The organism is Nocardia sp. Tas62D01 (assembly GCF_055232035.1).
Window position 1 is genome coordinate 5,687,231 of the sequence record NZ_JBUYUZ010000001.1, and the last position, 25,344, is coordinate 5,712,574.

Here is a 25,344-nt window from a genome sequence, read left to right on the forward strand (position 1 = left end):
TCAGTGGATTCCTTCAGCGAGCGGCCCGAGTGCGAGTGCGGGCAGGAAGGTGAGCGCGACCAGGATCACGGTGACACCGACGACCATGCCGACGAACTGCGGCCGGTGTGTCGGCAGCGTGCCGATCGACTCGGGGGTGGTGCCCTGCTGGGCGAGTGAACCGGCCAGTGCGAGAGCGAAGATGATCGGCAGGAACCGGCCGAACACCATGGCGAGGCCGAGTGCGGTGTTGTACCACTCGGTGTTGCCGCTCAGGCCCGCGAACGCGGAGCCGTTATTGTTCGCCGCAGAAGTGAACGCGTACAGCACTTCCGACAATCCGTGTGGCCCGGAGTTGGCCATCGATGCGCGCTCACCCGGCAGTGCCATTGCGATGGCGGTGCCTGTCAGCACGATCAGTGGGGTGATCAGGAAGTACGTCGCGGCCAGCTTGATTTCGCGCGGGGTGATCTTCTTGCCGAGATACTCCGGCGTGCGACCGACCATCAGGCCTGCGACGAAGACGGTGATCACCGCGAGGATGAGCATGCCGTAGAGACCCGATCCGGTACCGCCGGGTGCGACTTCACCGAGTTGCATGTTGAACATCGTCATCATGCCGCCGAGGCTGGTATAGGAGTCGTGGAACGAGTCGACCGCGCCGGTCGAGGTCAGCGTCGTCGCAGTGGCGAACGTCGCCGAGTCGGCGACGCCGAAGCGAGTTTCGACGCCTTCCATGGACGCGCCGATCGCCGTCGGCACGGTGCCATGGTGCTGCAGCTGGAAGAAGTTGCTCAACGTCACGCTGAACAGTGCGATCGTGCCCATCACGGCGACAATCGCGTAGCCCTGCTTGCGGCTGCCGACCATCCGGCCGAAGGTGCGTGGCAGCGAGAAGCTGACCACCAGCAGCAGGAAGATCTCGAGCCAGTTGGTCCAGGTGGTGGGGTTCTCGAACGGATGCGCTGAGTTGGCGTTGTAGAAGCCGCCGCCGTTGGTGCCGAGTTCCTTGATGGCCTCCTGGCTGGCGACGGGGCCGCCGGTGATGGTCTGCTGGGTGCCGCCCAGGGTCTGCGCGACCTGGTCGTGCAGGTGGAAGTTCTGGATCGCGCCACCGGCGACCAGCACGATCGCGAACACGATCGACAGCGGCAGCAAGATACGGATGGTTCCCCTCACCAGATCCACCCAGAAGTTGCCGAGATCACCGGTGTGCCTGCGGGCGAAGCCACGCACCAGCGTGACCGCCACCGCCATACCGACGGACGCCGACACGAAGTTCTGCACTCCGAAACCGGCCATCTGTACCAGGTGGCCCTGGGTCGATTCACCGGAGTAGTTCTGCCAGTTCGTGTTCGTCACGAAGCTGACCGCGGTGTTCCAGGCCAGCGCCGGAGTCATCGGCGTGCCCGGATCGTTCAGGTGCAGCGGCAGCTTGCCCTGCAGCAACTGGAAGAAGAAGAGGAACAGGATGCTGACCGCGGAGAAAGCCAGCACACTGCGGGCATACACGCCCCAGGTCTGCTCGACCTCGGGCTGCACGCCGATGGCCTTGTAGATCACCCGCTCCGCACGGGAGTTCTTCTTGCTGTTGTACACCCGGAACATGTAGTCGCCGAGCGGCACATGCACCAGGGCGAGCGCGATGATCAGGGACGCCAGGAAGGCGATCCCCGCTGTTGTCGTGTTCACCTAGAACCTCTCGGGAAAAAGAAGAGCCGCGACCATGTAAACCGCGACCAGGACGCCCAGCACCAGACCGATCAGGTTCGCGATCACAGTTTTTCCACCCCCCGCTGGATCAGGCCCAGCAGCGCGAAGATCGCCACGGTGAGCACCGTGAACACCACGACAGACATGTTTTTACAACCTCCATACCGCGTCCCATCCGTGGGACGCGCCAGGCCGAGTCAAGCGTCCATTCGGGCCCATGCCGAGGTTCCTTACGACTCCTTAGCGCGACCCGCACCCGCATTTGCGGTTCGTTTACACCCCGGCCTGGGATAGCTGAAAGAATGCCGTCAAAGTCGGCGGCGATACCGTCAACACTCCGTAAAGATCGACAGGATTCCTGGTGGCGGCGGTAGAAACGACAAATCCGGCCAGCGGGAGAGTTCAGCGCAACCGGTGGTTCGCATCGGTCATGGAGAGGGAACACAATGTCGGCAGTCACAGTCGCCGTCATCGTCGGGTTCGTGTGCTGCGCGATGGTCATCCGAGCCCTGGGGGCACGGCAGGACGAGCGCCGCCCACAGCGCGTTGTTGTCGATACCCGCCGGGGTCGGTGGCAGCGCGCGGCGGAGTCGAGGGTATTCGATGAGTGAAAATCGAATCCAATTTGCCGACTCGACCCAGGTCGGGTGCACCGCAGGGGACTGCGGCGCGCGATGATGGAAGAGTGAAACGCGGTCAACTGCGCATCTACCTCGGTGCGGCGCCAGGAGTCGGTAAGACCTTCGCGATGCTCGGCGAGGCACACCGACGGCTCGAACGGGGCCGCGACGTGGTAGCTGCGGTAGTCGAAACGCACGGGCGATCCAAGACTGCCGAGTTGCTCGGAGGCATCGAACGGTTACCGCCGAAGATGGTCGAATACCGCGGTACCGTGCTGCCCGAGCTCGATGTCGAAGCCGTGTTGCAGCGGCGGCCCGCCGTGGTGCTCATCGACGAGTTGGCGCACACCAATGCTCCGGGCAGTAGGCACGAAAAGCGCTGGCAGGATGTCGAAGAGCTGCTCGATGCGGGCATCGACGTGGTGTCGACGGTCAACGTGCAGCACTTGGAAAGCCTCAATGACGTCGTCGAGCAGATCACCGGCATCCAGCAGCGCGAGACTGTGCCGGACGCGGTGGTGCGCGGCGCGGACCAGGTCGAGCTGGTCGACATCACCCCGGAAGCGTTGCGGCGCAGGCTGTCTCACGGCAACGTCTATACCGCGAACAAGGTCGACGCGGCGTTGCGCAACTACTTCCGACCCGGAAACCTCACCGCGCTAAGGGAATTGGCGCTGCTATGGCTGGCCGACCAGGTCGACGCGGCGCTGTCGAAGTACCGAGCCGACCACAAGATCACCGACTTATGGGAGGCCCGTGAGCGGGTCGTCGTCGCGGTGACCGGCGGTCCGGAGTCGGAAACCGTGGTACGTCGGGCGAGCCGCATCGCCACCAAATCCAGCGCGGACCTGAAGCTCGTGCACGTCGTGCGTGGCGACGGGTTGGCCGGAGTCTCGACCGAACGGCTGGCTCGCCTGCGTGACCTCGCCGCCAGCCTCGACGCCAGCCTGCACACCGTGACCGGTGACGATGTGCCCACTGCGCTACTGGAATTCGCACGGGAGGTGAACGCGACGCAGTTGGTACTCGGCACTTCTCGCCGCTCGCGGTGGGCGCGCATTTTCGATCAGGGCATCGGATCCACCGTGGTGCAGCGGTCGGGAAAGATCGACGTGCACATGGTGACCCACGAGGAGGCCAACCACGGCTTGCGCAGGCACTCGTTACGCCCGCGCCAACCGGTGATGGCGTGGCTGGCCGCGGTGGCCGTCCCCGCCCTGGTGTGCGCGATCAGCGCCGCGTTCCTGGACGGGCACCTAGATCTCGGCGGTATCAGCGCGGTGTTCTTCGTCGGTGTCGTCGCCGTCGCGCTGCTGGGTGGCGTTGTGCCCGCGGCCTTCTCTGCACTGCTGTCGGGAGTACTGCTCAACTGGTTCTTCGCCGCTCCCCGCTACAGCCTTACCATCGCAGAGCCGAACAGCTTCGTCACGGTGGTGGTGCTGCTCATCGTCGCGGTCGCGGTCGCGGCACTGGTGGACGTGGCGGCGAAGCTGACTCGCCAGGCGCGCAAGGCTTCTCGGCAGGCCGAGCTGCTCACCATGTTCGCCGGCGCCGTCTTGTACGGCGCGGATCTGACCAACCTGTTGGAACAGGTGCGGGAGACTTACGCCCTGCGGGCGGTCAGCCTGCTGTGCGGTGAGCAGGTACTCGCCGCGGTGGGCGTGGACCCGCCCAAGCGCTTGGCCGACGCCGAGACCGTGATCGAGGCCGGGGATGCGTCGAGTTGGCTGCTGCTGGACGGGCGGCCATTGGAATCCGGTGACCGGCCGGTGCTCAACGCGGTCGCCAATCAGGCGGCCGGGTTGGTGCGTCAGGCGCGGCTGGCTGAGGAAGCGAGCGCGGCGGCGGCGCTGCTCGAGGCCGATCGACTGCGACGGGCGCTGCTCTCGGCGGTCAGCCACGATCTGCGCACCCCGCTGGCCGGGGCCAAGGCCGCGGTCTCCAGCCTACGCAGCGATGACATCGAGTTCTCGCCGGAGGACACCGGCGAATTACTGGAAACCATCGAGGAATCGGTGGATCAGCTGACCGCGCTGGTCGGCAACCTGCTCGATTCGTCGCGACTTGCGGTGGGCGTGGTCTCGCCGCAGCTGCGTCGGGTGTACATGGACGAGGTGGCGCACCGGGCGTTGGTGAGCGTCGGAATGGGTGCGCGTGGACTGCGGCGCGCGGCGATGGATCGGGTGAAGGTGGAGGTCGGCGATGTCTCGGTGCTGGCCGACGGTGGCCTGCTGGAACGAGTGCTCGCCAATCTGATCGACAACGCGCTGCGGCATTCACCCCGCGACACCCCGGTCCGAGTTACCGCCGAACGAACCGGCGATCGCGTATCGATCGCGGTAATCGATAGCGGCCCCGGCATCCCCGCCGGTACCGAAGAACAGCTCTTCGAACCGTTCCAACGGCTCGGCGACCGCGACAACACCACCGGCGTCGGCCTCGGCCTCTCGGTGGTGCGCGGATTCGTCGAGGCAATGGGCGGCTCCGTGCGCGCCGAACCCACACCGGGCGGCGGCCTGACGATGCTGGCCGATCTGCCCGCCGACGACAACAGCCCCGCGGAGTCGAGTGACGCGTCGACCGAGGAATCGGCCGCTGCCGCCGAGTCGGCGACAGCTGTTGATGGTGCCAGGGTGGCCCAGGCCGCAGAGGCCCAGACCGAACCGAACTCGGTCGCTGAATCGGAGGTGCGCGTCGACCCGGCGACCGATGTCGGCGGCTCGGGTGTTGTGTCCGGCGAACTGAATTCGGAGACCGGGTCGGGGATGGGCTTCAGTCCGACATCCGAGGACGCAAAGGTCGGGCAGCCGGGTGGGGCGCCCGCCGAACGGGTTCCGGTCGACCGGCTCGCGACACGTTTCGGTCTGCCTGCCGACGAAAACGAGACTGGAAGCCGATGATGATATGACCATGGTTGAGGGTGGCGGAGCATCTCGCACGAAACAGGAAGATCCGATGACCGACAAGAAAGAGGAAGCACCGGCGATCAAGGTGCTGGTGGTCGACGACGAACCGCAGATCGTGCGTGCGTTGCGGATCAACCTGTCGGTGCGCGGATACGAGGTGATCACCGCGGGGACCGGTGCGGCGGCGCTGCGTGCCGCTGCCGACAAGCATCCCGACGTGGTGATCCTGGATCTCGGCCTGCCCGACATGGACGGCATCGAGGTGCTGGCCGGCTTGCGCGGCTGGACCCAAACACCGGTGATCGTGCTGTCGGCGCGCACCGATTCCACCGACAAGGTGGAGGCGCTGGACGCGGGCGCCGACGACTACGTCACCAAACCCTTCGGCATGGACGAACTGCTGGCCAGGCTGCGCGCTGCGGTCCGCCGCGGCGCCACCGACACCGACGCGGCCGACCCGGTGGTGGTGACCTCCTCGTTCACCGTGGACCTTGCCGCCAAGAAGGTCACCAAGAACGGCGAGACCGTCCACCTGACCCCCACCGAGTGGGGCATGCTCGAAATGCTGGTACGCAACCGCGGCAAACTGGTCGGTCGCAAGGAAGTCCTCCGCGAAGTCTGGGGCCCGTCCTACGCCACCGAAACCCACTACCTCCGCGTCTACTTGGCCCAACTACGCCGCAAACTCGAAGTCGATCCCTCCAACCCCAAGCACCTGCTGACCGAAGCAGGCATGGGCTACCGCTTCCAGGAATAGCCGCGCCGGGGTCGGGCGGTTGCCCCGCGGAATGCGGGCGGGCGTCGGGGCGTTGCCAGGCGTGCTCCGTTTCCGACGATGATGGCAGGATCGAAACCATGGCTGATCAGACCGCTGCATCCGTGACCCCGACTTCCGCACCGACCACACCGGGCGAGACCAGCCTGTGGGTCGAGCGCACCGGGACCCGGGCCTACACCGGACGCAGCTCGCGCGGCGCCGAGGTGCTGATCGGATCACAGGGCGTGCCGGGAGTATTCACCCCGGGTGAGCTGCTGAAGATCGCACTGGCCGCGTGCTCGGGGCTGAGCGCGGACTTCCCGCTCTCGCGCAAGCTCGGTGACAACTTCGACGCCACCATCCGGGTTTCCGGCGACGCCGATCGCGAGAACGAGGTGTACCCGCAACTGGACGAGGTCTTCGAGCTCGACCTCAGCGGGTTGGACGAGGAGGCCCGCGGGCGGTTGCTGGTGACCGTGCAGCGCGCGATCGACAAGGTCTGCACCGTCGGCCGGACGTTGAAGGCGGGCACCAAGGTGACACTGTCGTTCGACGTCGACTCGTGAAGACAGTTCCGCGGCTTTCGTGGGCGGCGGCTGGGTCGCGCGAGGCGTCGCTGGTGCGGTGGGGGCGGTTGGCCAGTGTTGACGGGCGGCGGCCGTATGGATGTCGCGCGCGGCATCGCAGGTGTGGCGGGGGATGATTGCGCAGCGACTATCGGCATGGACCGAGTAGGGGTGTCCCGCATGACGTCGGAGGCGTGATGAGAGTGGACCGGACAGCGCTGAACGGGGCCTGATGGGTGAGACATCGCACGCCGAGGCGGGATCGGACGTGGTCCGGCTCAGCGCTTGGGTGCACGGCTGGGTGCAGGGCGTCGGATTTCGCTGGTGGACGCGGGCCCGCGCCATGGAACTCCGCCTGGTCGGGCACGCCACCAATGCCCGCGACGGACGCGTACACGTGGTGGCCGAGGGACCGCGGCGCGACTGCGCCCGACTGCTCGATCTGCTGCGCTCCGGGGACACGCCTGGCCGGGTGGACCTGGTTGTGGAAAGCTGGGACGTCGCGCGGGGCGATTTGACCGGATTCGAGGAGCGTTAGTGGTGGGAGCGGCGACCAAGGGTAGCGATCGTTGAGTACGCAGGACCCGGGCGCCGGAGATAACAGGGACCGGCGCGGCTCCGGCGAACCCGATCCGGCCTCCGGCCGTCCCACGCCCGAAGAACCCGCGGACCGCACTCGGCCGCAACGACCCGCACCTACCCCTGACTCGGACGCTACCGAATCCGCGCCGAAGCCCGGATCGCAATCGGACGTGTCCACACCACAGCCCGATCAGCCCACGCTCGCGGAGTACAACGACCCCGAATCGACATGGTCGGTCCCGCCTGGATCGCAACCAGCGACACAGAGGGCGGCCGCACCGCAACCGGATATGCCGACTCTCGCACAGGACACCGAGCCCGCGCCGACGTCGTCGGTATCACCTGGACGGGAATCGGGCGCGCCGGAAGTGGCTGCGCCACAGCCTGATCCGCCCACCATCGTGGAACACACGGAACCTGCGTCCACCCGGCAGGACCCGTCTGGATCGCAACCACCAGCGCCGGAAGGGGCTGCGTCGCAGCCGGATGTGCCGACTCTGGCGGAATACACGGAACCGCTGTCGACCTCGCCGCTATCTCTGGGAGCGGAATCTGTAGTGTCGGATGCGGATTCGCCGGTGCCGGGTGCACCGGGTGCGACGGGTGCGAACGCCCCAGCGGACCAGCAGCGTCGCTTCTCGATACCGCCGCGGCCGGGCAGTATTCAGCGGCAGGAGCCGGGGGTGACGCAGCCGAGGCCGCCGACGGTAGCCGAGGCGCGGGCGCGGGACAAGGCGCGCAAGCGTGCCGAGGAACAACAGCGGGTCGCCGCGGCCGCGGCGGAGTCCAAGAAACGCAAACGTAAGCGGATACTCATCGGCGGTGTCGCCATCGTGGGTGTCGCCGGTTTGGTCGGCGGCGGATACCTCGCCTATCGGGCGCTCACCAAACCCGATGAGGTGACCGCGTACTGCACCCAGATCGATCAGAACGGCCAAGAGGTCGTGGTGAACGACGATCTGTGCGACAAGGCTTTCGCCAGCTCGGATTCCGGCTCGGGCGGCGGATACGGCGGCGGCAACGGCATCTTCATCTACAACGGCAGCCAGTACCGCTACTATTACGGCGGCACCAATACCGTCGGCAAACCGCCGACGGGCGGCGGCACTGTCCAACCCAAGGGCGCCGAGATAAAGACCAAGAGCGGCACCAGCATTCAGCGCGGTGGCCTCGGCAGCAAGAGCGGTGGTGGCTCGTAATGCGGCGCGCGCGCAGCGCACCGAGGCCGGGTTGGCAGCAGATCATCGAGGGCCAGGGTCTCGTCTACGGTGAGCCGGGGCGTGATGCCAGCGGCCAACCCCGGCCCTACTGGGACGAATCGGTGCACTACGAGTTCGAGATGTCGGAAATCCTCGCACTGGAGGCCGATGTCGAGCTGCTGCACTCGATGTGCCTGAACGCGGTCGAACACATCGTGCTCACCGAGCGTTTCAAGGATTTCGGTCTGCCCGAATGGACTTGGGGCCCGATCGCCGAATCCTGGCGGCGTAACGACCCGCACGTGTACGGCCGCTTCGACCTGCGCTACGACGCCCGACGCCCGGCAAAACTGTTGGAGTACAACGCCGATACGCCGACCTCGCTGTTGGAGGCGGCAATTGTGCAGTGGCACTGGCTGACCGCGCTGTACCCCGGCGGCGACCAGTGGAATTCCTTGCACGAGAAGCTCGTCGAGCGCTGGACCGAGCTGCGCGACATCCTGCCGTCACCGCAGCTGCACTTCACCTGATCGTCCGCGGACGCCACCGGCGAGGACAACGTCACCACCGCCTACATGCAGGAGACCGCCGCCGAAGCCGGGTTCGACACCATCGCGCTGCCGATCGAAGAGGTCGGTATCGATACCGACCTCGACCGGTTCGTGGATCTGGCGGAGGCCCCGATCGACGCGATCTTCAAGCTCTACCCGTGGGAGTGGGCGCTCGACGACGACTTCGGCAAACGGGTCGTAGAGAGCCTGCCGCAGACCATGTGGATCGAGCCGCTGTGGAAGACGTTGCTCAGCAATAAGGCAATCCTGGCGGTGCTGTGGGAGATGTACCCCGGCCACCCGAACCTGTTGCCCGCCTACCTCGATCAGCCCAACGAGCTCACCGAATACATTCGCAAGCCCAAGCTGGGCCGCGAGGGCGCCAACATGACCATCGTCGGCGCCGGCATGGAAACGGCCACCGGCGGCATCTACGGCGAAGAGGGCTACGTCTACCAATTGCTGGACCCGCTACCGGAGTTCGATGATATGCGGCCGGTCCTCGGCGCCTGGATCGTCGGCGACAACGCCGCGGGGCTCGGCATCCGCGAAACCGCCGGTCTGATCACCGACGACGGCTCGGCCTTCGTCCCGCATCGGATCGTCACGTAGCCGCCCGGATTCACCTCAGCCAGCACGCAACTCACCTCGGAAGGACCATGATGACCGCAGTCGCCCTCGAATCGGGGTACTGGAACTCGCTCGGCGCGGGTGTGGGGGCGATCATCCTCTACGCCATGGTCGGTCTGGTTCTGATGCTGATCGGCTTCTACGCCATCGATCTGACCACCCCCGGCAAGTTGCGTGGACTGGTGGCGCAGGGCAAGCCCAACGCGATCATCGTCACCGCTGCGGGCATGGTCAGCATGGCCTTCATCGTGGTCCTCGCCACCTATGCCTCGGCGGGCAAACTCTCCGAGGGCCTCGTCGCCGCCAGCGTGTACGGCTTCGTCGGCATCGTCGCGCAGGTCATCTCCGTCCGCGTCATCGAACGCGCCCTCGGCATCGACATCGGCACCGCCCTCCAATCCGACACCTACACAACAGAAGTCCTGGTAGTAGCCGCCGCCCACTTCGCCCTCGGCCTGGTCGTCGCCTTCGCCATCCTCTAGCTGATCCGCGAGTGGGTATGACGGAGGAACCCTCTCGGCGTTTCCCACAATCATCTGCCACTCGCCGGAGATGGGCTCGTGTGGGGAGTGCGAACTGTTGAGCGGGACTTGATCGAGGGGGCTTCTCGGTGTTTGCCGGGGCTGTGTCCCGTGCGTGGGTAGTCGTCATCTCCAGCGCTGACGCTGCGGCTACCGGGAAGTGGGCCAGTGCTCCGGCCTTCACTTCAGGGCGGGGAGGATGTCAATCGCGTGATCGGCGTTTCGATTGGGGTGGGCTTTAGTGGCCGCGGGCGATCCAGTCGGCGAGCGAGGGTTTTTCGGTGCCGATGGTGGTGGTGTCGCCGTGGCCGGTGTGGACGGTGGTTTCCTCCGGCAGGGTCAGGAGTCGGTCTCGGATCGAGTCGATGATCGTGTCGAAGTCGGAATACGACCGCCCTGTTGCGCCGGGGCCTCCCGAGAACAGTGTGTCGCCGGTAAACAAAGCGGCGGGTTCCGGCAGATGCAGTGACACTGAGCCGGGGGAGTGGCCGGGAGTGTGGAGGATGTCGATGTCGGTGCCCGCCACGGTGATTCGTTTCAGGTCCGCCAGCGACTGGTAGTCCACATCCGGGTGGGTCATCCGCCATAGGGGCTCGTCGCCGGGATGCAACAGGATCGGGGCGTCGAGACGTTTACCGAGTTCTGGTGCGACGGTGACGTGGTCGTTGTGGCCGTGGGTGCACACCACAGCGACGACGTTGCGGTTACCGACGGCGTCGACGATCGGGTCGGCGTTGTGGGCCGCGTCGATGACGATGACGTCGGTGTCGTCGCCGATCAGCCAGACGTTGTTGTCGACATCCCAGGTGCCGCCATCCAATGTGAAGGTGCCGGAGGTGATGATTCGGTCGATTCGGAGGCTCACCGGATCACCGCCGAGCGCAGCGCATTGCCGCAGGAGATCTGGTCGATGCGGATGCTCATAGGACTACTACCGAGCGCAGGACGTCACCGGTGTGCATGGCATCGAATGCATTCTCGACCTGGTCGAGGGTGATGCGTTCGGTGACGAAGCGTTCCAGCGGTAACCGTCCTTGGTGATAGAGATCGATGAGGGTGGGGAAGTCGCGTTCGGGTAGGCAGTCGCCGTACCAGGAGGATTTCAACGCGCCACCGCGGGAGAAGAGGTCGATCAGGGGCATGTCGAGAATCATGTCGGGGGTGGGGACGCCGACCAGGACGACGGTGCCCGCGAGGTCGCGGCCGTAGAAGGCTTGTTTCCAGGTTTCGGGGCGGCCGACGGCGTCGATGACGACATCGGCGCCGAAGCCGTCGGTGAGTTCTTGGATTTTCTCGACGACGGGTTCGGTGGAGGCGTTGATGGTGTGGGTGGCGCCGAATTCGGTGGCCCAGGTGAGTTTTCGGGGATCGCGGTCGATAGCGATGATGGTTTTCGCGCCGGCCAATCGGGCGCCCGCGATGGCGGCGTCGCCGACGCCGCCGCAGCCGATGACGGCGACGGTGTCGCCGCGGGTGATGTTGCCGGTGTTCATGGCGGCGCCGAGTCCGGCCATGACGCCGCAGCCGAGAAGTCCGGCGACGGCGGGGTCGGTGGCGGGGTCGACCTTGGTGCACTGGCCTTCGTGGACCAGTGTTTTGTCGGCGAAGGCGCCGATGCCGAGGGCGGGGGAGAGTTCGGTGCCGTCGGTGAGGGTCATTGTGGCGCTGGCGTTGTGGCTGGCGAAGCAGTACCAGGGGCGGCCGCGTTTGCAGGCGCGGCATTCGCCGCAGACCGCGCGCCAGTTCAACACCACGTAGTCGCCTTCAGCCACATGGGTGACGGCAGCGCCGGTCGTTTCGACGATGCCTGCGGCTTCGTGTCCGAGGAGGAAGGGGTAGTCGTCGTTGATGCCACCGTCGCGGTAGTGCAGGTCGGTGTGGCAGACGCCGCAGGCTTGGACGCGGACGATGACATCGTGGGGTCCGGGGTCGGGGATGACGACATCGACGATCTCGACCGGCGCGCCTTTGCTGCGGGCGATGACGCCACGCACGGTTTCGGACACGAATACCTCCTCGGTTTGCCTGCGGGCTGCGGCACCTGTCCATATTGCCGTGACCGGGCTGCGGGACGCTACGGCGCGCCGTGTCGTGTCGTGTCGAACGCGAAGAGTTCGCAGGCCCGGGCAAGGGACGGTGCGGACAGCCAGGTGGCCCCGAGCTCGGACATCGGGTCTGACGTACGCGTGGACCGTGCTCGTCGTTTGCGTCACCGCAACGGGTTTGGTGCTGGTGCGTCGCATCGATCTGTGGTGGCTCATCCCGGTCTCCGCCCTCACGGTCGCACTGGCTTTGCTTGCGCGCCACGCACTTACCCGACATGGCACCGGCTGGAGCCACGCCTACGTACACGGCCAGGGCGGCTCCTACATTGCGCTGGTCACCGCCACCATCGTGGTCAGCTTCGCCATAGACGGCCCACTGACCGGCCCGAGTCAACTGATCGCCTGGCTAGCCCCCACCGCCCTCGGCATCCCCCTGATCGAACTCTGGCGGCGCGGATTGCTCACGACGCACACGGCCTGGTCACCACAGGGCACCCCCGGTCCCAGCTTGACGGTGTCGCCCTCACCGGTGTCGCCCACCGGTGCGGCTCGGCGCATGGCCAGGGGGAAACTCCGTGTCGTATTCCTCTGGACGCGGTCCACCCCTGGGACGGCTGCCCGGCCGTCCGCGCGACGGGGGTGTCTGGTCGCGATAGGTCGGCGTTGTCTGCTCGCGGTGCGATGCTGGTGTTTGCTCTCGGCGCGAGGGTGGTGCCTGGTCGCGGTGCGCCGCAGGGGTTCGGTCGCGGTGTGAGGGCGACTGATCGTGGTGTGATGGGGGGGTTCGGTTGCGGTGCGACGGTGGCGACTGGTCGAGATTTGACGCTGATGTCTGGTCGCGGTCCGAGACGGAGGTCCGGTCGCGGTGTGGCGTGGGGGGCTGTTCGCGATGTGATCGTGCGGTTCGGTTGTGACGGGACGGTGGTGTCTCGTCGGGGCGCGACGCACGCGGATCGTCATGGAACGGTGACTGATCGCGGCGTGACGTTGCGGTGCGATTACGGTGCGACCGTGTGGAGCGACTGCTGCGGGGCGGCTCGGCGGGCGGGAGTCCCGGTGTGATTACCGGAAGTTCGCGGGTGGTTTGCGTCGGGTGGTCGCCTTTTTCGCGGTAGCGGGCCGGAATGCCGTGCTCGCGCAACCAGGCTCCCGGATCGTGGCGGCTGTGCACGTCCAGTTCGGACACGGTCTCTTCGAGGAGCTCGAGCAGATCACCCTCTTCGTCGCCGAGTGCCGCCCGAATGGCGGGGAAGGTGTTGGGGCGGAAGGTCCAGGACCACTCGTATCCCGGGTGGGAGTCGCCGAGGTCGTGTCCGTGGAAGACGAGGTTGCCGGATTGGCTGATCAGGACGCGGATGTACCTGCCGTCGGATGCGACCAGGTATTCGCGCTGCTCCGCGCGGTGCGTGAGCGTGATCTGGAACCATCCGGCCCCCAGCCCGATGATCCCCAACCCGGTGGCGACCCCGATTTCGACCCACCAGGTCGTCGATCTGGAGCCGTCACCGAACTCGCAGGCGTACAGGAACAGCAGGCTGCCGACCACCAGCGCGGCTATCCGGGCAAGCCGCAGCGCCAATATATTTCCGGCCGACGCGGCTGGCATCCTCTTGTGCTCCCAAACAAACATTCCGGCAAGCGATCAGAGTGGATCGTATGCGGCGGCCCACGTCAGTGCAGCACAAGCGGCAACCGGGAGTGATCGATCAGGTGACCGGTGTGAGAGTGCCGTTGAAGTTGAGGAAGGTGCCGTAGGGAACTGTGATGTTGCTGTGCACCACGTTCCGCTCGAATCTTCTGATGAAATCGCCAGGTTGGCGCATGCGGAGGCGTATCTGTGGCTTCGCGACGAGATCGACGCTTCAGAACCATGGTGACCGCCCGACCGTGACCCGGTCCGGCAAACCTGGAGCACATCAAAATACTGGATATCCTGGGACGACTCGATAACCTACGTATGTCGGCCCGCGCGGTGCCCGCCCACCTACTGGTAATCGGTGAGCGACGGATACCATGGCTGGTCGCCCCGCGGCGGGGACGAGTGTCCGACCAGTGCACGGAAAGGTCGTCGAATTTGCACCTGAAGAGCCTGACGTTGAAGGGCTTCAAGTCCTTCGCGTCTGCGACGACGCTGCGGTTCGAGCCGGGCATCACCTGTGTGGTCGGTCCCAACGGCTCGGGCAAGTCCAACGTGGTCGACGCGCTCACCTGGGTGATGGGGGAGCAGGGCGCGAAGGCGCTGCGCGGCGGCAAAATGCAGGACGTCATCTTCGCCGGCACCTCCGGCCGCGCGCCGCTCGGCCGCGCGGAGGTCACGCTGACCATCGACAATTCCGACGGTGCGCTGCCGATCGACTACGCCGAGGTGTCCATCACCCGGCGCATGTTCCGTGACGGCGCGGGCGAATACGAAATCAACGGCAGCTCGTGCCGACTGATGGACGTGCAGGAACTGCTCAGCGACTCCGGCATCGGCCGGGAAATGCACGTCATCGTCGGGCAAGGCCAGCTTTCGGCCATCCTGGAATCGCGGCCCGAGGACCGCCGCGCCTTCATCGAAGAGGCCGCGGGCGTGCTCAAGCATCGCAAGCGCAAGGAGAAGGCGGTCCGCAAGCTGGAGGCGATGCAGGCCAACCTCGCCCGGCTCACCGACCTGACCACCGAGCTGCGTCGCCAGCTCAAACCGCTCGGTAGACAGGCCGAGGTGGCGCGCCGCGCGCAGACCGTGCAGGCCGACCTGCGTGACGCGCGACTGCGTCTGGCCGCCGACGACCTGGTCACCCGGCGCGGCGAATTGGAAAGCCAGCAGAGCAAAGAGGCTTACGCCCGCGAGCAGCACATCAATGTCCAGTCCGAGTTCGACGCCGCCAATGCCGCACTGGCACAGCAGGAATTCCAGCTCTTCCGGCTCACCCCGAGCGCCGAGGCCGCCGGTCAGATCTGGTTCCAGCTCTCCGCGCTCGCCGAGCGGGTCAACGCCACTATCCGCATCGCGGGCGACCGCGCCCGCCACCTGGACACCGAAACACCGGTCGGCACCGGTCGCGACCCGGACCAACTGGAGGCCGAGGCGCAGCGGGTCGAGGCCGAGGATGCCGAGCTGCGCGAGGCGGTGGAGATCGCGGTCGAGACCCTGGAGGCCGCGCGCGATCAGCTCGCCGAACGCGAATACGCCGCGAAGGCCGCCGAGCAGGCGCATCTGGCCGCCGTCCGGGCGATCGCCGATCGACGCGAGGGTTTGGCCCGGCTGTCCGGGCAGGTCGACACCCTGCGCACCAGGGCACATTCGGTGGACGCGGAGATCGCCCGGCTGTCGGTCGCGATCACCGAAGCCCGGTATCGCGGCGATGCGGCGCAGGCCGAATTCGACACGGTACAAACCGAACTCAGCGAACTGGATTCCGGTGAGGCGGGTCTGGACGCGCAGCACGAGCACGCCGTGCAGGCGCTGGCGCTGGCCGATCAGCGTGTCAATGAACTGCGCGAACAGGATCGCGACGCGGGCAAGCGGGTCGCCTCGCTGACCGCGCGCATCGAAGCGCTCGCCATGGGACTCGCTCGCCGCGACGGCGCGGCATGGCTCGTCGAGCATCGGGCCGAGGGTCTGTTCGGCCCGCTGTCCGGACTGATCAGGGTGCACGGCGGGTTCGAAGCCGCGGTCGCCGCGACCCTCGGCCCGCTGGCCGACGCGGTCGCCGCCGATAGCGGTACGAACGCGCACGCGGCGGTGCGGGCCTTGAAGGACGCCGACGGCGGTCGCGCCGCCCTGGTGTTCGGTGCGACCAACAGTTCGACGTCGCAGGCCGGAGCGTTGCCCGGCGGCGCGCGCTGGCTGTCGGATGTCGTGGACGGCCCCGACTCCGTGCGCGGCGCCCTCACCGCGCTGACCGCCGGTGTCGCGGTGGTCGATCACCTGACCGCCGCCGTCGAGCTGCTGGCGGCCCGGCCGGAGTTGCGCGTCGTCACCCGCGACGGCGATCTCACCGGGACCGGTTGGGTGCTCGGCGGATCCGACCGCGCACCGAGCCAATTGGAGATTCAGGCCGATATCGATGCCGCGAAGGCCGACCTGGTCGCGTCCCAGCGTCGCGCCGAGGAACTGGAAGCCGCGCTCTCCGGCGCCCTGGCCGAACAGGCCGACCGCAAGGACGCCGTCGATCAGGCGCTGCTCGCACTGCACGAAAGCGACCAGGCGCTGGTGGCGATCTACGACCGGCTCGGCAGGCTCGGCCAGGTCGCACGCTCCGCGCAGACCGATGTCGAAAAGCTGACCGGCCAGCGCGCCGACACCGAGGCCGGCCGCGAGGAATCCCTGGCCTCGCTCGCCGATCTCGAGGGCCGGCTGCGCAATGCCGAACTCGAGCATGCCGACATCGATGACGACGGCATCGGCGCGGCGGGTAGTGAATCCGCGGGCCGGGACCGCGAGGAGGCCGCCGCCGCACTGGCCGAAGCGCGCTCGATGGAAGTCGAAGCCAGGCTTTCGGTGCGTACCGCCGAGGAACGCGCGGAATCGGTTCGCGGCAAAGCGGATTCGCTGCGCCGGGCCGCTCGTGCCGAGCGGGAGGCCCGTGAACGCGCCGAACGCGCGTATGCCGCGCGTCGCAAGGCCGCCGAGGTGGCGGCCGCCGTCGCCGAGTCCGGTGCCCGGGTCGCCGCCGAACTGGAGGCCGTTGTCGCCGAGGCCGCCGCCCGCCGCGACGATCTGGTGCGCCGCCGCACCGAATGCGCCGCACAGGTCGATCAGGTGAAGGAGCGCGCCCGCGCCCTGGCCACCCAGCTGGCCCAGCTCACCGACGCGGTGCACCGCGACGAGGTGGCAAAAGCTCAGGCGGCCTTGCGCATCGAACAGCTGGAGGCGACCATCTCCGAGCAGTTCGGCATCGCGCTGAACGATCTGATCGCCGAATACGGACCAGACGTGCCGATGCCGCCGTCGGATCTGGAATGGCTGGAATACGAGCAGGCCAAGGAACGCGGCGAACAGGTCACCGCGCCCGCACCCATGCCCTACGACCGGCAGACCCAGGAGCGCCGCGCCAAACGCGCCGAAAAGGACCTCACCACTCTCGGCAAGGTGAATCCCCTTGCGCTGGAGGAGTTCGCGGCGCTCGAGGAGCGCTACAACTTCCTGTCCACCCAGCTCGAGGATGTCAAGAGTGCCCGAAAAGACCTCCTCGACGTGGTCGCCGAGGTGGACGCACGCATCCTGCAGGTGTTCACCGAGGCGTGGGAGGACGTCGAGCGCGAATTCGTGGGTGTGTTCGCGAAACTGTTCCCCGGCGGCGAGGGCAGGCTGCTGCTCACCGATCCCTCCGACATGCTCACCACCGGCATCGAGGTGGAGGCCCGCCCGCCCGGCAAGAAGGTCAAGCGTCTCTCGCTGCTGTCCGGCGGCGAGAAGTCTCTGACCGCGGTTGCCTTGCTGGTGGCCATCTTCCGTGCCCGCCCCTCACCCTTCTACGTGATGGACGAGGTCGAGGCGGCCCTGGACGACACCAACCTGCGCCGCCTGATCGGCCTGTTCGAGCAGCTGCGCGAGAAGAGCCAGCTGATCGTCATCACCCACCAGAAGCCGACCATGGAAATCGCCGACGCGCTCTACGGCGTCAGCATGCGCGGCGATGGCATCACCCAGGTGATCAGCCAGCGGTTGAGCCGGGCGAACCTGGCACCGGCTGGTTGAGTCGGAAGAATCTGGCTTCGGCAGGTTGGGCATATTGGTCGCCGGTCGGCATGGGCCATCGCAGCGCAGGCGCGAGGCACGGGTCGAAAGCGGCTGTGCCGAGATGATTTTGGGCTACTGTCGTGCTCATGATCATGAGTCGAAGGCTGGAAACAGGTGGTCTTGCCGCAATCGCCGCGTGCGCGTTGCTGACCGGATGCGGCGCCGAAGATCAGCACGCCGGCCACTCGGCGACCGACTCGCATCAGCCGGGGACCGCGACATCCACAGTGCCGCAGTCGAGTTCGACGAGTACCGCGGCAGCCCCGACGGCTTCGGTGCCGATCGGCGAGGTGCCGGGTAACGCGAATGCCGCAAAGGCCCTGCAACCGTGGGTGCGGGACCTGGTCGCCAACGATATCGACCAACTGGTCCGCAAGTGCTGGACCATCGACCCGAAGAATGCCAGGGATATGTACGCCGACAAGGACGGCATTCTCGCCGCGATCGCGCAGCCCGGCGTCGACGGCCAGTTCGCGATCATCTGGAAGGGGCCGACCGAGACGGTCAGCGTGAAGCGCAGTGAAATCGCCTCCGGGTACGCGTGCCCGAGGGTCGCCCCGACCGGATCGGACGCGGGCTTCAACGAGGCCGACGCCCGATACACCGTCCATCGCTACCTGTCCCGGTGGATCGGAAAGCCGGTGAATCCGGACGACACCGAGGGCAAGTACCCGCTCGCCTGTCCCGGATCCGTGCTGGCCAACAACCCCGGAAGACTCACCGGCACCACAGCATTCACCGACAGCGAGATGACATCGAAACCGACCGGCCTCGCCGACGTCGAGGTGTCGGTTCCGGTGACGAATTCATCCGGCGTGACACAGCCGGTGGCCTTCATGCTGACCATCGGCCCAGAGGGCTACTGCATCAACGACATCCGCGGCTGATCACGTCAGGATGCCTGGCTGATCAGGCGGCCATCGCTGTTCACCGTAGTGCCTGTGCATCACACGATCTGGCTGGTGCATCGAACGAAATCGGCCGCGATCGCATCGAAAGCTGTTGTCATGCCGTGGTGACCTGGATGGATTCGGCGTTCGCCCGGCCGAGGTGATCCGGTGCCGGGGGCATTCCGGGTGCGCCGGGCCAGCGCCGGGCGCCGGTCAGTGCGGTGTGCCGACCGCGTCGCTGTCCAGCAGCGCTTTGATCTTGGCGGCTCCGGTTGTGGCAAGCCAGGATTCGAGGTTCGCGAGGCCCGGGTAGATCTCGCGCAGTGCCGGGAGGTCGGCGTGCCAGCCGCCGGTGTCGCGGGTCAGGCGCCACGTGTTGCCGATCTGCTCGCCGAGCGCATCCGCCTCGGCCTCGGTCAGTTCGTGGTACCGCACCGCGTGTCCGGTAACGCGACTGATTGCGGCCGCCGCGGCTACGGGTGTGATGGCGTCGCCTGCCAATTCGAGGGTCCGGCCATGGAGGCGATCCGGATCGGCGAAGGCAAGGGCGGCAAAAGCGGCGATATCGGCCACCGTGATCATCTGCAGCGGGCGGTCCTGCGGAAACAGATGCCGGTGCACACCGTCGCCGATGCCGTCGACGGGCATGCCGCGCATCAGATAGTTCTCCATGAACCGCACCGGACGCAACAGGGTGTAGCGCAGGCCGCTGTTCGCGACGGCGTCCTCGATGTGCCGCTTTCCGCTCGCGCCCCAGGCCGGGTCATTGCTCATCGAGGCGACACCGGTGAACATGATCTGCTCGACGCCCGCGCGCTTGGCCGCGTCGACCAGCGCGATACCGCGGGTGGCCTCCAGTTCGACATCCCAGCCCTTCGGGCCGAAAGCCGCGGGGGGAACGAGGAATATGCCGCGCGCGCCTGCCACGGCGGCGTCCAGCGTCTCTGGCGTGTCGAAGTCGCCGACCACCAATTCGGCGCCCGTGTCCGCCAACGATCGTGCCGCCGGTGCCCCGGGATCACGCACCAGCACGCGCACCGGGACGCCGTCGGCCAGCAGTCGGCGCGCGGTGGCACCGCCCTGCTTGCCCGTGGCTCCGGTGATCAGGATGGGGTTCTGCTGAGGGGACATTCTTGCCTTCTCTGCTCGATCGAACTTTGCTCGATAGAATCGGGTCGGACGACCCGCATTCGAACGATACGGGTGTCGTAACCCGATTGGCCAGGTCAGGAATGAAAGGCCGTAACGAATGTCTGCTCCGCACCTACCTCTCGGCACCGCCGCCCGCGCCGATGCCCGCCGCAATCGAGCGCTGGTGCTTGCCGCCGCGCAACGGGCGTTCGCCGAGCAGGGCACCTCGGTATCGCTGGCCGAGGTGGCGCGTCGGGCCGGCGTCGGCGCGGGCACCGTGTACCGGCATTTCCCGACGAAGACCGATCTGCTGGAAGCGGTTATGCAACAGCGCGTCGACCGGCTCGCCAAGCTGGCGGCCGATCATCTCGACGCGCCGGATCCGGGCGCCGCCTTCTTCGCGGTGTGCACCGAGGTGGTCGTGTCCACCCCCGGCAACCAGGCATTGTGCGACATGGTCCAGTCCGACGACGGCTGGCCCAAGGCCCTGCTGCGCAGCGCGGGCGTGCGTTTCCACCAGTCACTCGGCGCGCTGCTGGACGCCGCGCAACAGCAAGGCGCGGTCTGCGCCGACATCACCCTCGCCGACGTCCTCGATATCTTCACCGGATGCGTTGCGATCCAACGACACCAGCGCCCCGACCGCACCCTGGTCCGCGCCGCCGCCTTCGTGCTCGACGCCATGCGCGCGACCCCCGGGACAACCCCCGTAACGAAACTCGACCTCGAGCCGCACCACCGTAACGAAATAAGCCAGCGTAACGAAACAACAGATGACTCCAACTGCCCGATCTGCGGCTCGGCAATCCGCCACACCGGCACCGGCCGCCCCGCCCGCTACTGCTCACCCGCCTGCCGCCAGAAAGCCCACCGCCAACGCACCGCCCGCACCGCACTGACCCGATTCGCACTCGATGGCTGAGCGTGGTCGATCCGGTCGAACATCGGCCTACCGTTCAAGGCTGGTAGTCCTCGAATTCCCACTTCACGAGTGCACCAAGATGCAGTCCAGCTCGAACTGTCAGTGAGTCCGACATCGGGGCTGTGCAAACCCTTCGAGCTGAGCTTTCACTGTCCTCCGTCGAGGCTGGGTCAGCGGCCAGACGGCTGTCCACAATGCAGAGCGGCCGGGAGGGAAGCGCCGACAGCCCGGGCGCTGATCGGGGCATCGCTGCGGGGAGAGTGTGAGCGCCGTAGCGCGAGGGTATCCGGACGACCTGAGGACGTTCGGGTTGTCGGGTTGTCGGGTTGGAAGAGTGCTTATCGGGTTGTCGGGTTGGAAGAGTGCTTAGAGGAGGTCGCTGACGTCGTCGGGTACGTCTACGGCGTATTTGCGCAGGATGTCCATGGAGATCACTTCCAGGGCGTTCTCATGGGTGGCCGCCAGTACGACGGGTGCTGCGACACCGTCCTCATGGGCGTGCAGCCAGCGCACGGCCACCACGCACCACCGGTCTCCTGGCTGCAGGCCCGGGAAACTGTTTTCCGGGCGCGGCGTGCTCAGATCGTTGCCGATGGACGCCTGGTGTTCGAGAAACTCCGCCGTGACGACAGTGCACACGGTGTGGCTACCGAGATCCTCCGGCCCGGTGCTGCAGCAGCCGTCCCGGTAGAAGCCGGTGAGAGGATCGGTGCCGCACTCTTCCAGCGGCCCCCCAAGCACGTTTCGATCGGTCACGTCGCCGATCCTATTGTCCCTACGCGAGAAGTTCCGCAGGACAAGAAATCTCGGGGGTTGTGTGTCGGGGCCCGGGCCGCGTGGTAATGCGGATCGACTGGTTCTGCAAGGATGGTCCGCGTGAGTCCCGAAGCGTGGATCCTGATTGCCGTCGTTGCCGCCCTGCTGGTGGTGGCGTTTGTCGCTGGATTCGTCCTGTACAAACGCCGTCGCGTCACATTGACTCCACCTGTCGCCGAGAAAGAATTGACCGACCGGTCCGGTGGCTATGCGGCGTCGGGAGGATTCAGCTTCAGCCAGGGTGGCACGGCCACCCCGACACGCCCCGCACCGGCGCCGATCGAACGCACAGACACCGACGGGCAGCCGCACGTCGGCGACGACGCTGCGCTTCCGCGCGACGCGCCGAAGCGGGGGATCACCAACATCCCGCTGCCGGACGGCGACGTAGACCTGCTCGAACCCGAGCAGCCCACCGAGACCGAACCGCCGCCCGCCGCCGCTGATATCGCCCCGACCGAATCGGACACGGCCGTAGCCGAACCCGAGGTCGAAGCTCCTGACGCGGCACCGACCGCGCCCGCCGAGGCAGCCGCGCCAGTCGAGACCGCACCGACCGAGACCGCACCGACCGCGCCCGCAGCGCCGGTCGACACCGCGCCCGCCACGCCGACCGAAACCGCCCCGCCGCTCGACACCGCGGCCCAGCCCGACCTCGTCGAAGCGTCCGCCCCCACCCTGGAGGAGATCGAGCCCACCGCGGGCCGGTTGGTCCGCCTGCGCGGCCGCCTGTCCCGCTCCCAGAACGCGGTCGGCAAGAGCCTGCTCGGCCTGCTCGGCGGCGGCGATCTCGACGACGACTCGTGGGAAGAGGTCGAGGACACCCTGGTCCTTGCCGACCTCGGCACCGCGAGCACCGCCGCGATCGTGGCGCGGCTGCGCGAGGAGATGGCCTCGCGCAGCGTGCGTACTACCAACGAGGCCCGCGCCGTGCTGCGCGAGGTGCTGATCGAGGCGCTGCGCCCGGAACTGGACCGCTCGATCCGCGTACTGCCGCACGCGGATCACCCGTCGATCCTGCTGGTTGTCGGCGTCAACGGCACGGGAAAGACCACCACCACCGGCAAATTGGCGCGCGTGCTCGTCGCCGACGGCCGCCGCGTGCTGCTCGGCGCGGCCGACACCTTCCGCGCCGCGGCCGCCGATCAGCTGCAGACCTGGGGCGAACGCGTCGGCGCCGACACCATCCGTGGCCGCGAGGCCGCAGACCCGGCCGCCGTCGCGTTCGACGCCGTCAGCGCGGGCATCGAACGCGGTGTCGACGTGGTGATGATCGACACCGCGGGCCGACTGCACACCAAGACCGGCCTGATGGACGAATTGGGCAAGGTCAAGCGCGTCGTCGAGAAGAAGGCCGCAGTCGACGAGGTGCTGCTGGTGCTCGACGCCACCGTCGGCCAGAACGGGCTGATGCAGGCCCGCGTCTTCGCCGACGTGGTGGACATCAGCGGTGTGGTGCTCACCAAGCTGGACGGTACGGCCAAGGGCGGAATCGTCTTCCAGGTGCAGCATGAGCTCGGGGTGCCGGTAAAGCTGGTCGGTCTCGGCGAGGGCGCCGACGATCTGGCTCCCTTCGAACCGGGCGCATTCGTGGACGCACTTCTCGGATGAGCTGTGTGTGATTCGCGGCGCCTGCGGCGTTGCGGGTTCGCGGCTCCGAAGGTCCGCGTCCGAGCGGTGGAGACTCGCGATTTCGTCGCATGCGCTTCGGCCACTCGGACGCGAATCGGTCGCGAACGGCGCTCGTAAGGCTCGCGCATGGCGGTCGTGTCGGCGGGAACGTCGCCCTGTCGACCCGGCGCGAGCGGGATGTCAGCCAGTCCTACTCATCGGTAGCCGCGTGCCGAGTCCTCGACACGCACCCCATCACCCCGGCAGCACGCCCGGTGTACACCACGAAATGTGCTAGCAACACAACTGCGTCATGCGTTCACCTAGGCGAAACACGACAGCGTCGCGGATGAAACACCGAATGAGGACCCTTTCGTTCAGGTCCATTTGCCGGAGTCGGCTGGGCCCGAGATGAGGAGGACATTAAGGTGGCATTTCCCCTTACCGGTGCACCGGACACCGGTGACACCGCATGGATGCTGGCAAGTTCAGCACTCGTGCTGTTGATGACGCCGGGTTTGGCATTCTTCTACGGCGGCATGGTGCGTTCCAAGAACGTGCTGAACATGATCATGATGAGCATCAGCGCCATGGGGCTCGTCGGCGTGCTGTGGGCTCTGTACGGATACTCGATGGCCTTCGGCAACAACAAGCTCGGCGTGATGGGCGATCCGTCCCAGTTCTTCGGCCTGAAGGGTCTGATCGGCGGCAACTCGGTTGCGGAGGTCAAGGACGCCAGCGGCGCCGTAACCACCGCGGCCGTGAACATTCCGCTCGCGGGCACGATTCCGATGAGCGTGTTCGTCGCGTTCCAGCTGATGTTCGCGATCATCACGGTTGCCCTCATCTCGGGTGCAGTTGCAGATCGTATGAAGTTCGGTGCCTGGCTGCTGTTCGCGGGCATCTGGATCACGGTTGTCTATTTCCCGGTCGCGCACTGGGTCTTCGACTTCGACGTGACCGATCCCGCCAGCGGCGAGATCGTCCACCACGGTGGCTGGATCGCCAACCAGCTCAAGGCGATCGACTTCGCCGGTGGTACCGCGGTGCATATCAACGCCGGTGCGGCGGGCCTGGCCCTGGTGCTGGTGCTCGGTAAGCGCAAGGGCTGGCCCACGACGCCGTTTCGTCCGCACAACCTGCCGTTCGTGATGCTCGGCGCCGGTCTGCTGTGGTTCGGCTGGTTCGGCTTCAACGCCGGTTCCGCGGTCACCTCCGGTGGTCTGGCCGGTTCCACCTTCATCACCACCACCTTCGCGACCTGTGCCGCGATGCTGGCCTGGCTGCTGGTGGAGAAGTTCCGCGACGGCAAGCCCACCTCGCTGGGCGCCGCCTCGGGCATCGTGGCCGGTCTGGTCGCCATCACCCCGTCCTGCTCCTCGGTCAATGTGCTCGGCGCTCTCATCATCGGCTTTGTCGCGGGTGCGCTGTGCGCGCTGGCGGTCGGCCTGAAGTTCAAGCTCGGCTTCGACGACTCGCTCGACGTCGTCGGCGTCCACTTGGTCGGCGGCATCGTCGGCACCCTGATGATCGGCTTCGTCGCCGCGCCGGAGGCGGGTGCGGGCAAGACCGGTCTGTTCTACGGCGGCGGTGTCGATCAGCTGTGGCGGCAGGCCGTCGGCGCGGGCGCGGTTCTGGCCTTCTCCTTCATCGCCTCGCTGATCATTGCCTATATCGTGAAGTTCACCATTGGGCTGCGCGCCAGCGAGGAAGCCGAGGCGGTGGGCATGGACGAGTCCGAGCACGCTGAAACGGCATACGATTTCGCTGCTGTGGGTGGCATGGCACGTACGGCCGTCAAGGAGGCATGACGACAATGAAACTGATCACCGCAATTGTCAAACCGTTCACTCTCGAGGACGTTAAGAGCGGGCTCGAGCAGGCAGGCGTGCTGGGTATGACCGTCAGCGAGGTGCAGGGTTACGGCCGCCAGAAGGGCCACACCGAGGTTTACCGCGGTGCCGAGTACTCCGTGGATTTCGTTCCGAAGGTTCGGGTCGAGGTTGTCGTGGACGACGCCTCGGTCGACAAGGTAGTCGAGGTGATCGTCGAGGCCTCTCGCACCGGAAAGATCGGTGACGGCAAGGTCTGGGTGACTCCGGTCGAGGCGATCATCCGGGTCCGGACCGGCGAACGCGGTACCGACGCTCTGTAACAACGGGAATCGAATTGAGCGG

The 25,344-nt window shown here is 66.8% G+C and carries 21 protein-coding genes and 1 pseudogene; 16 read left to right on the forward strand and 6 right to left on the reverse strand.

Features of this window, described 5'->3' with window-relative positions; all coding sequences use genetic code 11:
- Window positions 1–1,671: a potassium-transporting ATPase subunit KdpA gene (kdpA, locus tag ACV7NQ_RS26960; protein ID WP_463362179.1), complete on the reverse strand. Its 1,671-nt coding sequence runs from the start codon at window positions 1,669–1,671 to the stop codon at window positions 1–3.
- Entirely contained in the window at window positions 1,672–1,758 is an 87-nt protein-coding gene (locus tag ACV7NQ_RS26965; RefSeq protein ID WP_463365832.1) for a potassium-transporting ATPase subunit F, read from the reverse strand.
- 380 nt (window positions 1,759–2,138) lie between these two features.
- On the opposite strand from ACV7NQ_RS26965, the gene ACV7NQ_RS26970 reads away from it, so the two are divergent.
- The 8 genes and pseudogenes from ACV7NQ_RS26970 (at window position 2,139) to ACV7NQ_RS27005 (ending at window position 9,985) form a co-directional block, all read left to right on the forward strand.
- Window positions 2,139–2,303 (forward strand): hypothetical protein, encoded by a 165-nt coding sequence (locus ACV7NQ_RS26970; RefSeq protein WP_463362180.1) that lies wholly within the window; start codon window positions 2,139–2,141, stop codon window positions 2,301–2,303.
- A gap of 74 nt (window positions 2,304–2,377) precedes the next feature.
- Window positions 2,378–5,212, forward strand: a complete 2,835-nt coding sequence (locus ACV7NQ_RS26975; protein ID WP_463362181.1) for a sensor histidine kinase — start codon at window positions 2,378–2,380, stop codon at window positions 5,210–5,212.
- 55 nt (window positions 5,213–5,267) lie between these two features.
- Window positions 5,268–5,975 carry a response regulator gene (locus ACV7NQ_RS26980; protein WP_463362182.1) on the forward strand — a complete coding sequence of 236 codons (708 nt, stop codon included), beginning with the start codon at window positions 5,268–5,270 and terminating at the stop codon, window positions 5,973–5,975.
- A 98-nt stretch (window positions 5,976–6,073) separates the two neighbouring features.
- A complete protein-coding gene (locus tag ACV7NQ_RS26985) occupies window positions 6,074–6,541 on the forward strand; it encodes an OsmC family protein (protein WP_463362183.1) in 468 nt (155 codons plus the stop codon).
- A 232-nt stretch (window positions 6,542–6,773) separates the two neighbouring features.
- Complete coding sequence (locus tag ACV7NQ_RS26990; RefSeq protein WP_463362184.1) at window positions 6,774–7,079, forward strand: acylphosphatase; 306 nt, start codon at window positions 6,774–6,776, stop codon at window positions 7,077–7,079.
- 727 nt (window positions 7,080–7,806) lie between these two features.
- Window positions 7,807–8,322 carry a hypothetical protein gene (locus ACV7NQ_RS26995; protein WP_463362185.1) on the forward strand — a complete coding sequence of 172 codons (516 nt, stop codon included), beginning with the start codon at window positions 7,807–7,809 and terminating at the stop codon, window positions 8,320–8,322.
- Window positions 8,322–9,485 (forward strand): annotated as a pseudogene (locus tag ACV7NQ_RS27000) (glutathionylspermidine synthase family protein). The gene ACV7NQ_RS26995 and the pseudogene ACV7NQ_RS27000 overlap by 1 nt, the downstream one beginning before the upstream one ends.
- Before the next feature lie 50 nt (window positions 9,486–9,535).
- A complete protein-coding gene (locus ACV7NQ_RS27005; RefSeq protein WP_463365833.1) occupies window positions 9,536–9,985 on the forward strand; it encodes a DUF350 domain-containing protein in 450 nt (149 codons plus the stop codon).
- A gap of 277 nt (window positions 9,986–10,262) precedes the next feature.
- Here the strand turns inward: ACV7NQ_RS27005 and ACV7NQ_RS27010 are convergent, their stop codons facing one another.
- Both ACV7NQ_RS27010 and ACV7NQ_RS27015 read right to left on the reverse strand, forming a co-directional pair.
- Complete coding sequence (locus ACV7NQ_RS27010; RefSeq protein WP_463362186.1) at window positions 10,263–10,889, reverse strand: MBL fold metallo-hydrolase; 627 nt, start codon at window positions 10,887–10,889, stop codon at window positions 10,263–10,265.
- A 55-nt stretch (window positions 10,890–10,944) separates the two neighbouring features.
- Complete coding sequence (locus ACV7NQ_RS27015; protein WP_463362187.1) at window positions 10,945–12,030, reverse strand: S-(hydroxymethyl)mycothiol dehydrogenase; 1,086 nt, start codon at window positions 12,028–12,030, stop codon at window positions 10,945–10,947.
- Between the two features lie 187 nt (window positions 12,031–12,217).
- Here ACV7NQ_RS27015 and ACV7NQ_RS27020 point away from each other — a divergent pair, with 187 nt between their 5' ends.
- The 4 genes from ACV7NQ_RS27020 to ACV7NQ_RS27035 all read left to right on the forward strand — a co-directional run bounded on the left by ACV7NQ_RS27020 (window position 12,218) and on the right by ACV7NQ_RS27035 (window position 18,684).
- Window positions 12,218–12,823, forward strand: coding sequence for a hypothetical protein (locus ACV7NQ_RS27020; protein ID WP_463362188.1), 606 nt, complete (start codon window positions 12,218–12,220; stop codon window positions 12,821–12,823).
- A gap of 339 nt (window positions 12,824–13,162) precedes the next feature.
- Window positions 13,163–13,771, forward strand: coding sequence for a hypothetical protein (locus ACV7NQ_RS27025; RefSeq protein ID WP_463362189.1), 609 nt, complete (start codon window positions 13,163–13,165; stop codon window positions 13,769–13,771).
- 372 nt (window positions 13,772–14,143) lie between these two features.
- Window positions 14,144–17,755 carry a chromosome segregation protein SMC gene (gene smc / locus ACV7NQ_RS27030; protein WP_463362190.1) on the forward strand — a complete coding sequence of 1,204 codons (3,612 nt, stop codon included), beginning with the start codon at window positions 14,144–14,146 and terminating at the stop codon, window positions 17,753–17,755.
- A 128-nt stretch (window positions 17,756–17,883) separates the two neighbouring features.
- A complete protein-coding gene (locus ACV7NQ_RS27035) occupies window positions 17,884–18,684 on the forward strand; it encodes a hypothetical protein (protein ID WP_463362191.1) in 801 nt (266 codons plus the stop codon).
- Between the two features lie 216 nt (window positions 18,685–18,900).
- Here ACV7NQ_RS27035 and ACV7NQ_RS27040 read toward each other — a convergent pair whose 3' ends face one another.
- Complete coding sequence (locus ACV7NQ_RS27040) at window positions 18,901–19,818, reverse strand: NmrA family NAD(P)-binding protein (RefSeq protein ID WP_463362192.1); 918 nt, start codon at window positions 19,816–19,818, stop codon at window positions 18,901–18,903.
- Window positions 19,819–19,936: 118 nt separating this feature from the next.
- Here ACV7NQ_RS27040 and ACV7NQ_RS27045 point away from each other — a divergent pair, with 118 nt between their 5' ends.
- Window positions 19,937–20,740: a TetR/AcrR family transcriptional regulator gene (locus ACV7NQ_RS27045; protein ID WP_463362193.1), complete on the forward strand. Its 804-nt coding sequence runs from the start codon at window positions 19,937–19,939 to the stop codon at window positions 20,738–20,740.
- A gap of 366 nt (window positions 20,741–21,106) precedes the next feature.
- Here the strand turns inward: ACV7NQ_RS27045 and ACV7NQ_RS27050 are convergent, their stop codons facing one another.
- Complete coding sequence (locus tag ACV7NQ_RS27050; protein WP_364498746.1) at window positions 21,107–21,496, reverse strand: DUF2237 family protein; 390 nt, start codon at window positions 21,494–21,496, stop codon at window positions 21,107–21,109.
- Between the two features lie 111 nt (window positions 21,497–21,607).
- Between ACV7NQ_RS27050 and ftsY the strand changes: the two genes are divergently transcribed.
- From ftsY to ACV7NQ_RS27065, 3 genes are all read left to right on the forward strand, one after another.
- Window positions 21,608–23,167 carry a signal recognition particle-docking protein FtsY gene (gene ftsY, locus ACV7NQ_RS27055; RefSeq protein WP_463362194.1) on the forward strand — a complete coding sequence of 520 codons (1,560 nt, stop codon included), beginning with the start codon at window positions 21,608–21,610 and terminating at the stop codon, window positions 23,165–23,167.
- Between the two features lie 428 nt (window positions 23,168–23,595).
- On the forward strand, window positions 23,596–24,978 hold the full coding sequence (locus ACV7NQ_RS27060; protein ID WP_463362195.1) for an ammonium transporter: 1,383 nt from the start codon (window positions 23,596–23,598) through the stop codon (window positions 24,976–24,978).
- 5 nt (window positions 24,979–24,983) lie between these two features.
- Window positions 24,984–25,322: a P-II family nitrogen regulator gene (locus ACV7NQ_RS27065; RefSeq protein ID WP_039799550.1), complete on the forward strand. Its 339-nt coding sequence runs from the start codon at window positions 24,984–24,986 to the stop codon at window positions 25,320–25,322.
- The last annotated feature ends 22 nt before the right edge of the window (window positions 25,323–25,344 follow it).